Raw genomic sequence first — 13,726 nt, 5'->3', positions numbered from 1 at the left:
GGGAGGCCGTCCGTGCCCGCTGTGAACACCCGCCACGGGAGAGTCCGTGAACACTACGACACACGCGATGAAGGACGGCGCGGTCACCGACGAGTTCGACCACGCCGCCGGGGCCTATGACCGGCTCGTGGCCGCCAACCCCGGATACCACGCCCACCTGCGGATCTCCGCGAGGCGGCTGGGGCTGCCCGGCGACGGATCGGGGCTGCGCCTGCTCGACCTCGGGTGCGGCACCGGGGCCTCCACCGCCGCCCTGCTGCACGCGCTGCCCCGTGCCCGGATCGCGGGCGTGGACGCCTCGGACGGCATGCTGGAGGCCGCCCGCGCCAAGCGCTGGCCCGCCTCGGTCTCCTTCCACCGGGCCCGGGCGGAGGAGCTCACCCCCGGGTGGGCGGCCGAGCACCTGGACGGACCCGTGGACGCGGTGTTCGGCGCCTACCTGATCCGCAACTGCCCCGACCCCGACGCCCTGCTGCGGGCCGTGCGCGCCCTGCTGCGGCCCGGCGGGCGCGTCGCCCTGCACGAGTACTCCGTGGCCGACTCGGCGCCGGCCCGGATGGTGTGGTCGGCGGTGTGCTGGGGGGTGGTGATCCCGGCGGGGCGGGTGCTGACCGGCCGCGCCGACCTGTTCCGGTACCTGTGGCGCAGCGTCCTGGAGTTCGACGGCCGGACCGCGCTGCTGGAGCGGATGCGCCGCGCGGGGTTCGCGCCGGTGGCCGACGCGCCGCTGCCGGGTTGGCAGTACGGGGTCACGCACACCTTCGTCGGCCAGCGGCCGACCGGCACCCGCGAGGACCCCGCCGATGGCCGCTGACGGTACCGGCCGTGCCGGCGGCGCGGGCCGCGCCGGAGGTACCGGCCGCGCGTCCCGGAACGGGAGCACCGCGCCGCCCGGGGGTGGCCGCGACCCCCTGGCCGAGGCCGTCGTGCCCGAGCCGCCCTCCGGTCCGCGTACGGCGTCCGTGCCCGGCGTCGCCGTGGTCGGCGGCGGCATCGCCGGTCTGGCCGCGGCCTGCGCGCTGGCCGAGCGGGATGTGGACGTGACGGTGTTCGAGCGCGAGCCCTCACTCGGGGGCCGCCTGCGCGGCTGGGCCACGACGCTCTCCGACGGCTCACCCGCGACCATGACCCGGGGCTTCCACGCGTTCTTCCGCCAGTACTACAACCTGCGCGCCCTGCTGCGCCGCGCGGACCCCGGGCTCGACCGCCTGGTCCCGCTCCCCGACTATCCGCTGGTGCACCGGGACGGCCCGCGCGACCGCTTCTCGGGGCTGCCCCCGACACCGCCGTGGAACGCCGCCGTCCTGGCGGCGACCAGCCCGAGCTTCCCGCCGCGCGACCTGGCCCGGGTCAACGTGCCCGCGGCGCTGCAGCTGCTCGACGTGGACGTGCCCGGCGTGTACGAGCGCCTGGACCACCTGAGCGCCCGGGACCTGCTGGACGCGGTGCGCTTCCCGCCCACGGCACGGCACCTGGCGTTCGAGGTGTTCACACGCAGCTTCTTCGCCGACCCGGGACGGCTGTCGGCGGCCGAGCTGGCGGTGATGTTCCACGTCTACTTCCTCGGCTCGTCCGAGGGGCTGGTGTTCGACGTGCCGCGCTCGCCGTTCCCCCAGGCGTTGTGGGACCCCCTGGAGCGCCACCTCGCCAGGCTCGGGGTGCGCTTTCGCACGGCCTGCCCGGTCGAGGCGGTCCACCCGGGACGGGAGCACCGGTTCTCGGTGCGCGGCCGGACGCCCGAGGGCGCGCCCTTCGAGGCCGGGGCCGACGCCGTGGTGCTCGCCGCCACCCCGGCCGGTACGCGCGACCTGGTGGCGGCCTCGCCGGGGCTGGGCGAGGCGGGACCGGGCGGCCGGGAGTGGCGCGGCCGGATGGCCCGGGTGGAGACGGCTCCCCCGTTCCTGGTGTCGCGCTACTGGCTGGACCGGCCCGTGCGTCCGCACCGACCCGCCTTCCTGGGCACGGCGGGCTACCCGACGCTGGACAACGTCAGCGTGCTGGAGCGCTACGAGGACGAGGCCCGCGAGTGGGCGCGGCGCACCGGCGGCTCCGTGGTCGAGCTGCACGCCTACGCGCTGGAGGAGGGGTGCGACCCCGGGACCGAGCGGCGCAGGCTGTGGGAGCAGGCGCGGGCCGTCTACCCGGAACTCGCGCGGGCCCGGGCGGTGGACTCCCGGCACGAGATGCGCGCGGACTGCCCGCTGTTCGCCCCCGGAGGCCACCGCGACCGCTGCGGGGTGGCCACCCCCGACCCGTTCGTGGCGGTGGCGGGCGACCACGTGCGCACGGACCTGCCCGTGGCGCTCATGGAACGCGCGGCCACCAGCGGCCTGCTCGCCGCCAACGCGCTGCTGTCGCGCTGGGGAAGGCCGGGACACACGGTGTGGACCGTGCCCCGGCGGGGCAGGTCGACCCCGCTGCGGGCACTCGCCCGCTGGGCCCGCCGCCCGCGCTGGTGAGTTGACCGGATACGTCGCCGGTGCGGCTGGAGTGCTCCATCCCGGGGTGACCCTGTACCTGGAGCGAGTCTGGGCGCCGAAACCCGCTCCAGGTACGAGATCACGCCGGACAGGACCGATCCGGTGAACCTTCCCGGCCACAGCACCAGGCATACCGTTCGGCTCGTTCTGGGCTCGCGCCCCAGGCCGCCTCCCGCCGTGCCGACGACGCCCGCGAAGCACGACCAGGCTGAGCCGCGCGCCGCGTCTCGCGCGGGAGGGTCGGGCCGCCGTGCGAGGCGGCGCACAGGGGGGCGCGGGTCGACCGCCGGAAGCGGGGCCGTCCCGGGGTTCCCGGCCACCGGGGCCGAAAGCCGCGCCGACCGTGTCAGCCGGGCCAGCGGCCGGTGCTCCTCAGCAGGTACCGGCGTTCGGCGTAGGCCAGGTCGTCCCTCCACAGGCGCCGGACGGCCATCCGCATGGCGGGGCGCACCACCGCCCCGGCCACCCTCCTGGCGATCGCGAACCCGGTCCGCTCCGAACTCGCCACCGTGGCCTCGACGACCGCCGTGCGCGGCACCCCGCGCCCGTCCACGCCCAGCGGGGTGGCGTGCGTCTCCACCACGCTGCCCGTCCCCTCGCCCTCGATGATGCGCATGACCACGGTGCGCGGCTCGGGGCAGTGGAACTCCGCGCGTACCGGCACGCCCCACCGGCCCGCCACGCGGAAACCCACGTCCACCACCATCCGGTCCGGGTCCGGGTCGGCTCCCCGTGGCACCTCGGTCACCTTCAGCCCCACGAACGAGTAGGGGTGGAACCACGAGCCGTGCCAGGGGTCGAGCCGGTTGGCCACCACGTCCTCCGGCTCGCACCGCCCGGCCATGCTCTCCACCGCGGCCAGGCTCCCGCCGGGATCGGGGCGCTCGGGCACCACCGGCGCGTCCAGGGGCTCCTCGCCGCCCGCGTGGTCCAGGCGCACCCACACCAACAAGCCGTCGTCGTGGACCGGATAGGGGTCCCACCCGGGGAACCCGTCCCCGTCCAGCGACAGCCCGTGCCACCGGCACACCAGCCGTCCGGAGTCCACCGCCCCCCGGCACAGCGGGGCGCCCAGGTGGGGACAGGCGCCCGGCCCCGCGTGCGCGGTCCCGTCCGGGGTGCGCCAGGCCACCAGTTCGGTCCCCGCCACGACACGTCCGAAGGGCCGGTCCGCGCGCACCTCGGTGCTCGCGGCCAGCACGAACCAGTTCCCGGAGGGACGGGCGAGGGCGCGTTTGAGCGCCGCCCCGATGACGGCGGGCGACCCCTCCCTCCAGGTGGGTTCCTGGGCCTTCCACGTGGTGGGGGGCATGCGGCGCAGGGGCAGTCGCCGCGGCCGGGGATCGGGCAGTGTCACGGAGTCCTCCAGATACGTCGGGCCGTGGGACCTGAAGCCGGGGCCGGGTCCCCCGGGACCGGATCCGTCCGGGGCCGGTCGGGACCGACGGGACCGGCCGGGCCGGGGGCCGCGCCCTCAGCCGGTCCGGGGTCTCGGCACCCGGCCCCGCAGCGACCGGGCCAGCAGCGAGCGCGCGAGGGCGGGCACGGCCGCTGCCGCCTTGCGGGTGTCCGAGACGCGGTGCCGGATGCTCCACACGTCGTAGTCGGCCGCGCGCACCTCGTCCAGGATCGCGCGGTAGAGCCGGAAGGCGGTGGCGACACACGGGCGCGCCACCGGCGAGAGCATGGCGATGCCCGGCTCGGCCCGCCGGTAGAAGCCCTGGTTGGCCTCCACCAGGTCCGCCAGTGCGTCGCGCACGCGCGGATGGGGCTCCCGGGCCCGTTCGCACTGCTCCAGCAGCTCCCGGTCCACACCGTGCGCCGCCAACACGTCCCGGGGCAGGTAGACGCGGCCGCGCCGCAGGTCCTCGGCCACGTCCCGCAGGAAGTTGGTGAGCTGGAAGGCCTCGCCCAGCGCGGCGGCGTGCGGGGCCGCCTCCTCCCTCGGGACCACGGTCCCCAGGACCGGCAGGACCTGCAGGCCGATCACCGCCGCCGAGCCGTACATGTACTCGCGCAGGTGGTCCAGGTCGCGGTAGCCGGTGACGTCCAGGTCCATGCGCATGGAGGCCATGAAGGCGGTGAAGTAGGCGTGCGGCAGCCCGTACCGGTCCACCGTGTGCGCCAGGGCGCTGAGCACGGGCGCGTTCCCGGCGTCCCTTGCCCGCCCGCCGGCCAGCACCCGGGCGAGGTCGGCGTCGATGCCGTCCAGACGCGCGGCCTGCTTCTCCGGGGTGGTGCCGGGCGGCGGCTCGTCCACGATGTCGTCCACCCACCGGGCGAACCCGTACAGCGCGTGCACCCCGGGCCGGCGCTCGGGAGGCAGCACCCGCGTGGCCGTGTAGTACGTGCGCCCGTGGCGGGCGTGCAGGGTCCGGCACCTGAGGTAGGCCTCCCGCAGCGGCCGCCCGGTGATCCCGGCGGCGTCCAGTTCCGCGGTCCCCGCGCTCATCGACGCCCTCCCGTCCGTCGGACCACCTTGGCGGCGGCGAGCTTGCCCGAGATCAGCACGGTCGGCAGGCCGACCCCCGGCGTGGTCCCGCACCCGGCCAGGACGGCGTTGGAGGTTCCGGGGACGGTGTTGCGGGGACGGAAGGGCCCGGTCTGCGCGAAGGTGTGCGCCAGCGAGAACGGCGTGCCGTGGGCGAGCCCCTGCCGCGCCCAGTCCGCCGGGGTGACCAGGTGCTCGGTGCGTACGGAGGCGTCCAGTCCGTCCAGGCCCCGCTGTTCCAGCACCCCGACCAGGTGGTCCCGGTAGCGGGGCCCCTCACGGTCCCAGTCGATGCCGCCCGCGGCCAGGTTGGGCGCCGGGGCGAGCACGTACAGCAGGTGGCGGCCCTCGGGGGCGAGGCCGGGGTCGGTGCGGGTGGGTTGGGTGACCAGCAGGGAGGGGTCGCTCATGGTGCGGCCCTGGCGGATGATCTCGGTGAAGGTGCGCTTCCAGGCGCCGCCGAAGGAGATGGTGTGGTGGCCCAGCCGCTCCCAGGTGCGGTCGGTGCCCAGGTGCAGGACGACCGCCGAGGGCGAGTAGCGCGCGGCCACGGGGCGCCGGGGCGTGTGGCCGAGCAGCCTGTGGGCGGCGGGCAGGTCGGTGGTGAGCACCACCTGGTCGCAGGCCAGGCGGTCCCCCTCCTCGGTGACGACGGCGGTGACCCGCGTACCGGCGCGTTCGAGCCGGGCGACCGCGTCACCGTAGCGCACGGTCCCCCCGGCCTTGACGACCGCGCCCGCCAGGGCCTCGCCCAGTGCCCGCATCCCGCCCCGGGGGAAGTACACGCCCGCGACGGTGTCCATGTAGGCGATGACGGCGTAGGCGGCGAGCGCGCTCTCCGGCGCCACCCCCGCGTACAGCGACTGGAAGGAGAAGACGCGGCGCAGCCGTTCGTCCCGCACGTGGCGGCCCACGGCCGGGGCCAGTCTGCCGAAGCCCCCCATCGCGGCGAGCCGGAGGAGGTCGGGGCGGACCAGGTCCAGCGGCGAGTCGAACTGTGCGTCGATGAAGGAGCGCATCTCCACCCGGTACAGCCGGGTGAGCCAGTCCCGCAGCCGCAGGTAGCCGTCGGCCTCGCGCTGTCCGGCCACCCGGGCGACCTCGGCGGCCATCGCCTCGCGCTCGGTGTACACGTCGATCGAGGAGCCGTCGGCGAAGGAGGCCCGGTAGGCGGGGCTCAGCGGCACCAGGTCGAGGCGGTCGGCCACGGTCTCGCCGACCGCGCCCAGGGCCTCGTCGAGGAGTTCGGGCATGGTGAGCACGGTGGGGCCGGTGTCGATCTGGAAGCCGTCCAGGTCGAGCCGCCCCGCGCGACCGCCCGGATACGGTTCGCGCTCGACCACGGTGACCTCCCGTCCGGCGCCCAGCAGGTGCAGTGCGCAGGCCAGTCCGGACAGCCCGGCGCCCACGACCACCACGGGGTCGCGCCCGCGCGGCCCCGGGCGCGACCCGGTCGGGGCCGTTCGCGGTTCGCGGCTCTCGGGGCCGGGCTCCCCTGGAGCGGGCTTCTCAGGACCGGGCCTCTCGGGATCGGGCACGGCGGTACTCCTCTCCGGTCGGGCGGGCGCCTTCCCCGCACTGTGGTCACGCACGGCGGGTCACGGGGGGTCCGCCGTCAGTGCGGCCAGAGCGCGCAGCCCCTCCAGCGCGGTTCCGGGCGCGTCGAGCCCCTCCAGTCGGGCCTCGCCCCGTGCGGCGAGTTCCCGGCACCTGCGCCGGACCAGGTCGCGGGCGCCGACACGGTCCAGCGCGTCGGCCACCTCGGCGGGGTCCGCGTCCGCGCCGGGGGCGCCGACCAGATCGAGCAGCCGCAGTGCGGCGGTGTCCCCGCGCTCCCGGGCCAGGCGGATGCCGGCCACGAGCAGCAGGGTGCACTTGCCCTCGCGGATGTCCTCGCCCACCGGTTTGCCGGTCCGGTCGCTGTCCCCGTACACGCCGAGGAGGTCGTCGCGCAGCTGGAAGGCCGTGCCGACGTCCCTGCCGTACCCGCGCAGCGCGTCCACCGTCCCCGGGCCGGCCCCGGCCATCGCCGCACCCAGGTGCAGGGGGCGCTCGACGCTGTACGAGGCGGTCTTGAGCAGGTCCACGCGCAGGGCCGCCTCCTCCGATCGCTCCCGGCGTGCCTGGGTGCGCACGTCGAGGAACTGCCCGGCCATGATCTCGGTGCGCAGCTTCCGCCACACGGCCCTGGCCCGCTCGGGTTCGGGGACGCCCGGCAGGGCCTCGCCCAGCATGTCGTCGGCCCACACCAGGGCCAGGTCCCCCACGAGCACGGCCAGTGCCTCGCCGTAGCGGCGGGGCTCTCCGGCGAGACCGTCCCGCAGGTGCTCGCCGATGTGGTCGGCGTGCACCGAGGGGCGGCCCCTGCGGGTCGGGGAGCCGTCCATCACGTCGTCGTGGACGAGCGCACAGGTCTGGATGAGCTCCAGTGCGGCACAGGCCTGGAGGGCGGATCGCGCCGCGTCCCCGCAGGAGGCACCCCCGCCCGTGGTCCATCCCCACCACGCCAGCCGGGACCGCATCCGCTTGCCCCCCTCGAGGGTGAAGCGGACGGTCGTCCCGGCCAGCTCCCCGCCGAACTCTCCGTCGACGCGCTCGGCCTCGCCGAGCCTGCGGTCGAGGTAGCGCCGCAGCGCGTCGTCCAGGGCGGCGCGGTCGTCCCCGGCCGCGCCGTCTCCGTGGTCGGTGTGTCTGTGGGTGTTCAGGATGGGATTGACGGTGTCCTCCCCGGGACGGTCCCGGACCCCGCGCACGGAAGGCGCGGATTCCACGAATCTTGGTAGGCGCACCACTTCCCCCCTCGCCGAGGACGAATCCCCTCCCCTCACGGGGGCGCTCCTCCTCCGGGAGGGGCTCCGCGGGCCGCGGCGCCCTAGACTTCCAGGGGCGGCCGGAAGTACCGGTCGCGCGAGTGCGAGAGAGGGACCATGGACACCGCGTCGACCGCGTCCTCTCCACCCGGCTCCGGAGAGCCCCGCCCGGCGGAGGCGGAGACCAGGTCGCGCGCCGAACTCTACGACGCTCTCCAGGTCGACGGGCAGCGACTCGCCGTACGCCTCATCCGCTTGCTGCACCGGATGGCCGAGCGCTCGGGGATGAACCCGACCGACTTCCAGTGCTTCACGCTGCTGCGCGTGAGCGGCTCCCTGACGCCCGGGGAGATCGCCGACAACCTGTGCCTGTCCACCGGTTCGGTGACCGGTGTGGTCGACCGCCTGGAGGCGCACGGCCTGGTCGAGCGGGCCCGCCACCCCCAGGACCGGCGCAAGGTGACCGTCCGGCTGACGGAGGACGCCGAGCGCATGGGCGGCGCCGGAGCGCTGGGGGTGGGCGAGGCGATGACCGCCGCGCACTCCGGCTACTCGGTGGAGGAGCTGGCCACGATCGCGGACTGGCTGGACAGGATCGGCGGCACCCTCGACCGGCTGTCCGGGGAACCGGACTAGGACGGAACACCGCGCGCGGTCCCTCGCCGCACGGACGCCCGTGGAGCGCGCTCCCGCGGACACCCGTGCCGGGACATGCCGCGTGCACGCGCGCCCCAACGGTTTCGTCCTCCCTTATGGCACCGCATGGCCCGATGTGACCGAACAAGGCCTATGGCCCCCCAAAGCACACTTCGTCTCTCGTAGGCCAACACTCCGCAGTTGTGCGGTTGCTTCACGACATGGCGCTCAGCCCCTACCATCCCACGGGACATGTCCATGGGCCGGACCCGGTCCGGCCCGTCCCCGCCATCCCCACACCGGGGGCCCGACCCTTCCGGGGCTGGGAAGGAGCCACCATCTCATCCCTACGCGAGTACATCCGAGAACACACCAACCCCACGGTCTTTGGCGTGTCCGGGATCGTGGTCATCGCCTTCGTCGTCCTCGGCATCGTCGCCACCGAACCGATGCTGGAGGCGGCCACCACCGCCCGTGACTGGATCGGCGAGAAGCTGGGCTGGATCTACGTCCTGTCCACGACCTTCTTCCTCGGCCTGGCGATCTTCCTGATGCTCAGCCGGTTCGGCAGGGTCCGCCTGGGCCCGGACGACTCCCGGCCCGAGTTCGGAACGCTGGCCTGGTTCGCCATGCTCTTCACCACCGGCATGGGCATCGGCCTGGTGTTCTGGGGAGTCTCGGAGCCCATCCACCACCTGACCTGGCCGCGCACGGCCGAGTTCCTCCCCGCGGAGGGGGATCCGCCCCTGGCCGAGGCGGCGACCGAGGCCCTGGCGCTGAGCTACTTCCACTGGAGCTTCCACCCCTGGGCGATCTACATCGCGCTCGGCCTGTCACTGGGCTACTTCGCCTTCCGCAAGGGCCTGCCCCTTCGTCCGGCCTCCGCGCTCCACCCCCTGCTCGGCGACCGCGTCTTCGGCTGGCCCGGGCACATCGTGGACATCCTCGCCGTCTTCGGCACGCTGTTCGGCCTGGCCACCTCACTGGGCCTGGGCACCCTCCAGATCAACGGCGGGCTCAACCACGTCTTCGGCATCCCGGTCAACTCCACCGTGCAGGCGATCATCATCATCCTGATCACCTCGGTCGCGCTCGTCAGCGTGCTCTCGGGCATCGACAAGGGCATCCGTCGCCTGTCGATGATCAACCTGTGGCTGGCGTTCCTGCTGCTGATCGTGGTCTTCGCCGTGGGTCCCAAGATCTGGATCGCCAGCATCATGACCACGGGCGCCGGCGAGTACCTCAGCAACATCGTCGAGTGGAGCCTGGCCTTCCCCAGCCCGCTCATCGACCAGCAGGCCGCCGCCTGGACCACCGCGTGGCCCGTCTTCTACTGGGGCTGGTGGATCTCCTGGGCGCCCTTCGTCGGCATCTTCCTCGCCCGGATCTCCTACGGCCGCACCATCCGCGAGTTCGTCATCGGCGCCCTGTTCGCACCGGTCGCGGTGTCCATCCTGTGGTTCGGGACCTTCGGCGGCTCCGGCCTGTACTACGAGCTGTTCGGGAACGCGGGCCTGAGCGGGCTGAGCGAGGAGGCCCGCTCCTTCCGGCTCCTGGAGCTGCTGCCGGTGCCCTCGCTCGTGGGCGACATCATCGCCGTCCTGCTGATCATCGTGGTGGCGGTCTTCTTCATCACCTCCTCCGACTCCGGCTCCCTCGTGGTGGACACGCTCACCAGCGGCGGAAGCATCCACCCGTACAAGGCCCCGCGCGCCTTCTGGGCCATCAGCGAGGGCGCCATCACCCTGGTCCTGCTGGTGCTGGGCGGCGAGAACGCGCTCTCGGCGCTCCAAGCGGCGTCGGTGGTCACCGGCCTGCCCTTCGCCATCATCCTGCTGCTCATGGTGTGGGGCCTGGTCAAGGCGCTGTCGAACGAACCCGCGCCGGGAGGCCCGAGGGAGCAGCGCGCAGAGGACCGCCAGCCCTCCGGTCCGGCGCCGACGAAGCAGCCGCGCGGGTAGGTACGGACAGCACGAAGAAAGGAGGCCGCCGTGGCGCCCAAGCGATTCCACAACCCCTTCCACGGTGTGGTCGACATGATCACCGAGATGAACCGCATCTCCGACAGCATGTCCTCGATGGAGACCGGTCAGGCCGGGGAGCGCGAACGCGGGCACGCCGACGCGTGGAGCCCGCCCACCGACATCCTCGCCCGGGGCAACGACCTGGTCATCCGCTGCGAGGTGCCGGGGGTGCAGGAGCAGGACGTGTCCGTGAGCCTCAACAACGGGATCCTCACCATCAGCGGTGAGCGCCAACGGGACTCCGACGACGTCGTCTACTACTCCTCGGAGCGGTTCATGGGCACGTTCCGCCGGGAGATCAGCCTCCCGGAGGCCGTGGACGAAAACGACATCGAGGCCAGTTACGGCGAGGGACTGCTGGAGGTGGTGGTACACGGCGCCGCCAACTCGCGCGGTCCCCGGCGCATCACCATCCGAAAGCGGTCGCAGAACAGGTCCTGACCGCCCGGCGAGGCGGCCGGCGGCTCCACGGCCGCTCGTCCGCGGTGCCGACGGGGTCCCCCGGGAGTGTTCCCGGGGGACCCCGCCGTGTGCGGAGACCGGCACCCGAAGGCCGGGAACCGAACGGCGCCCCGGACCGACCCGTAGGGGGAACGGCCGCGAGAACGCGGCCCGCACCCCACGGAGAGAACATGGACCGCGCACGCACCGTCCGTACCGCCTGGGCCGCCGCCCTGCTCTGCCTCGGCCTCACCGCCTGCGGGGGGACCGGGTCCGGGCAGGAGGGCGCCGCCCCGGCGGACCAGGAGGCCGGCGCCGCGGCGACCGCCGCGGACTCCTTCTCGGTGACCGACCCCTGGATCAAGGCCGCCACCGCCGAGGAGGGGATGACCGGCGTCTTCGGGGAGCTGGTCAACGGCTCCGGCGAGGAGGTCACCCTCGTCTCCGCGGGCTACGACGCCGCCGGAGCGGTCGAGCTGCACGAGTCCTCCACCGAGGGGGTCGACTCCACCATGCGCGAGAAGGAGGGCGGCTTCACCATCCCCGCCGGAGGCAGCCACCTGCTGGAGCCCGGCGCCGACCACATCATGCTCATGGACCTGGCCGAGGACCTCGAACCGGGTGCCGAGGCGAACGTCACCGTGGAGTTCTCCGACGGTTCCACGGCCGAGTTCACCGCGGCCGTCAAGGACTACGCCGGGGCCGACGAGGAGTACGAGGGCGAGGAGCAGGAGGAGTCCCGGAGCGGGGGCCACGAGGGGCACGAGGACCACTGATGGGTGACGGCAAGGCACAGTTCAGCCGCCGGGGCCTGCTCCTCGGCGGCGCCGCCGCCGGAGCCGGTGCCGCCGGAGGCGCGCTCGCCCACCGGTGGGCCGCGGAACCGGCGCCGGCCCCCGAGGCCCGCGCCCTCAACGGCACGCTGACCGTACCGTTCCACGGCGCCCATCAGGCGGGGGTGGAGACGCCGCCGCAGGCGCACGGCATCTTCGTCGCCCTGGACCTGGAACCGCGGACCGGCGCCGACGGGGTGCGCCGGCTCATGCGGCTGCTCAGCGACGACGCGGCGCGCATGTCCCGGGGCGAACCCGCCCTGGCCGACACCGAGCCCGAACTCGCCGAGGTCCCGGCCCGGCTCACCACCACGTTCGGGTTCGGCAGGGGGCTGGTGGAGCGGGTGGACACCGCCGCCGTACCGGACTGGCTGAGGCCGCTGCCGGACTTCGGCCACGACCGGCTCGACCCGGCCTGGGGCGAGGCGGACCTGCTGCTCCAGGTGTGCGCGGACGATCCCGTCACGGTCTCCCACGCGGTGCGGATGATGCTCAAGGACGCGCGGTCCTTCGCGCGGGTGCGGTGGGTGCAGACCGGCTTCCGCCGTGCCCACGGGTCCCGGCCCGGGGGCACCACCATGCGCAACCTGATGGGGCAGGTGGACGGCACCGTCAACCCGGCGCCGGGCACCGAGGACTTCGACCGGCTGGTGTGGGGCGGCGGCGGACCGGGGTGGCCGGAGGGTGGCACGAGCCTGGTGCTGCGCCGGATCACCACCCACCTGGACACCTGGGACGAGCTGGACCGGCCCGCGCGGGAGGCGGTCATCGGCCGCCGCATGGACAACGGCGCGCCGCTGACCGGCACCGAGGAGCACGACGAGGCGGACCTGGAGGCCACGGACGACTCCGGCCTGGCCGTCATCGCCGACTTCGCCCACATACGCCGGGCCCGCACCGGCGACCCGGACCAGCGGATCTTCCGCCGCGGCTACAACTACGACCACCGGGACTCCGGCGGCCAGGACGCGGGGCTGCTGTTCGCCTCCTACCAGGCCGATCCGCTGCGCCAGTTCGTCCCCGTCCAGAAGCGCCTGGACGAGTTGGACCTGCTCGACGAGTGGGTGACCGCCGTGGGGTCGGCGGTGTTCGCCGTCCCGCCGGGCTGCGGGGAGGAAGGGTACGTGGGCCAGTCCCTGTTCGAGGGCTGAAGGCCCCGCCCGCGCACCGTCGCCGGCGGGGGAGCCGTCGTCGGCCTCCGACGGGCCCCGGACACGGGACGGGACGAGCGGGTGCGACGATGAACCCATGACGGAGCGGCCACCCCTGCGCGCGGCCCGCACCGGGGTGTTCACCTCGGTGTGCACCGCCGTGTCCGTGGGCGGCCACACCCTGACCTCGGACCACGGCGTTCCGCTCGGCGGCCTGCTCGTGGGCGCCGCCCTGGTCTACGCCTTCTCCTGGGCCGGGACCGGCCGCGAACGCGGGCTCGGCGCCATCGCCGGGTGGATGGCGTGGGGCCAGCTGGCCCTGCACCTGGTGTTCTCCACGGCCCAGTCGGCGGGCGCCCACGTCGCCCACGCGGCCGCACCCGCCGCCGTGGAGGCCGCCTCGGGCGGCGCCGACATGCTCGCCGCCCACGTGGTGGCGGGAGCCGTGTGCGCCTGGTGGCTCCGCCAGGGCGAGGCGGCGCTCTTCTCCCACCTGCGCCTGACCGCCGCCGCGCTGCTGCCCGTCCTGGTACTCGCGGTACCGCGCCTGACGCCCGTACGGGCGCCGTCGGCCCCGTTCCCGGATCGGGACGCACCCGCGCCCGTCATGCCCTACCTGCGGCACAGCCTGGTCCTGAGGGGCCCGCCCGCGCTCCGGGACGTGTTCTCCGCGTCATCTCGGGCTCGCGTCCGCCAGGCTGCCTCCCGCCGCGCCTTCGCGCTCGTGAAGCACGACCAGGCCGGACTCCGCACCTCGTAGAGGGCCGGGCCCCCGCTGTGCGGTCCCGCCGATCCTACGAGGCGGTGCGCGGCGGGAGCGAGGCCCGCTCGCCGACCCGAAAGCCTGCTGAGGGCACTCC

Annotated in this window: 12 protein-coding genes; 8 read left to right on the top strand and 4 right to left on the bottom strand. The window is 74.5% G+C overall.

Going from position 1 to position 13,726, the window contains the following annotated elements; all coding sequences use genetic code 11:
• Positions 1-46 precede the first annotated feature (46 nt).
• Together A6A08_RS21000 and A6A08_RS20995 are read left to right on the top strand one after the other, a co-directional pair.
• Positions 47-814, top strand: coding sequence for a class I SAM-dependent methyltransferase (locus A6A08_RS21000; protein ID WP_083609206.1), 768 nt, complete (start codon positions 47-49; stop codon positions 812-814).
• Positions 804-2,459: an FAD-dependent oxidoreductase gene (locus A6A08_RS20995; protein WP_073704333.1), complete on the top strand. Its 1,656-nt coding sequence runs from the start codon at positions 804-806 to the stop codon at positions 2,457-2,459. Before A6A08_RS21000 ends, A6A08_RS20995 begins: the two co-directional genes overlap by 11 nt.
• 367 nt (positions 2,460-2,826) lie before the next feature.
• On the opposite strand, the gene A6A08_RS20990 is transcribed toward A6A08_RS20995, so the two are convergent.
• The 4 genes from A6A08_RS20990 to A6A08_RS20975 form a co-directional block, all read right to left on the bottom strand.
• A complete protein-coding gene (locus A6A08_RS20990) occupies positions 2,827-3,837 on the bottom strand; it encodes a DUF5914 domain-containing protein (protein ID WP_073704332.1) in 1,011 nt (336 codons plus the stop codon).
• Positions 3,838-3,954: 117 nt separating this feature from the next.
• Positions 3,955-4,932, bottom strand: a complete 978-nt coding sequence (locus A6A08_RS20985; protein ID WP_073704331.1) for a phytoene/squalene synthase family protein — start codon at positions 4,930-4,932, stop codon at positions 3,955-3,957.
• Positions 4,929-6,389, bottom strand: coding sequence for a phytoene desaturase family protein (crtI, locus tag A6A08_RS20980; protein ID WP_073704330.1), 1,461 nt, complete (start codon positions 6,387-6,389; stop codon positions 4,929-4,931). The genes A6A08_RS20985 and crtI overlap by 4 nt, the downstream gene beginning before the upstream one ends.
• A gap of 180 nt (positions 6,390-6,569) precedes the next feature.
• The gene (locus A6A08_RS20975; protein WP_242422750.1) at positions 6,570-7,742 is read right to left on the bottom strand and encodes a polyprenyl synthetase family protein; all 1,173 of its coding nucleotides are present in this window, start codon (positions 7,740-7,742) and stop codon (positions 6,570-6,572) included.
• A gap of 156 nt (positions 7,743-7,898) precedes the next feature.
• Between A6A08_RS20975 and A6A08_RS20970 the strand changes: the two genes are divergently transcribed.
• From A6A08_RS20970 to A6A08_RS20945, 6 genes are all read left to right on the top strand, one after another.
• Complete coding sequence (locus A6A08_RS20970; RefSeq protein WP_073704329.1) at positions 7,899-8,417, top strand: MarR family winged helix-turn-helix transcriptional regulator; 519 nt, start codon at positions 7,899-7,901, stop codon at positions 8,415-8,417.
• Positions 8,418-8,821: 404 nt separating this feature from the next.
• Positions 8,822-10,378 carry a BCCT family transporter gene (locus A6A08_RS20965; RefSeq protein WP_242422780.1) on the top strand — a complete coding sequence of 519 codons (1,557 nt, stop codon included), beginning with the start codon at positions 8,822-8,824 and terminating at the stop codon, positions 10,376-10,378.
• A 30-nt stretch (positions 10,379-10,408) separates the two neighbouring features.
• Positions 10,409-10,882, top strand: a complete 474-nt coding sequence (locus tag A6A08_RS20960; protein WP_073704327.1) for an Hsp20/alpha crystallin family protein — start codon at positions 10,409-10,411, stop codon at positions 10,880-10,882.
• A 191-nt stretch (positions 10,883-11,073) separates the two neighbouring features.
• Complete coding sequence (locus A6A08_RS20955; protein ID WP_073704326.1) at positions 11,074-11,658, top strand: copper chaperone PCu(A)C; 585 nt, start codon at positions 11,074-11,076, stop codon at positions 11,656-11,658.
• A complete protein-coding gene (locus tag A6A08_RS20950; protein WP_073704325.1) occupies positions 11,658-12,866 on the top strand; it encodes a Dyp-type peroxidase in 1,209 nt (402 codons plus the stop codon). Before A6A08_RS20955 ends, A6A08_RS20950 begins: the two co-directional genes overlap by 1 nt.
• A gap of 97 nt (positions 12,867-12,963) precedes the next feature.
• Positions 12,964-13,626 (top strand): hypothetical protein, encoded by a 663-nt coding sequence (locus A6A08_RS20945; RefSeq protein ID WP_338013135.1) that lies wholly within the window; start codon positions 12,964-12,966, stop codon positions 13,624-13,626.
• Positions 13,627-13,726: the final 100 nt, after the last annotated feature.

The organism is Nocardiopsis sp. TSRI0078 (genome assembly GCF_001905145.1).
Taxonomy (GTDB): domain Bacteria; phylum Actinomycetota; class Actinomycetes; order Streptosporangiales; family Streptosporangiaceae; genus Nocardiopsis.
This window is presented reverse-complemented; position numbering and strand designations above follow the sequence as displayed.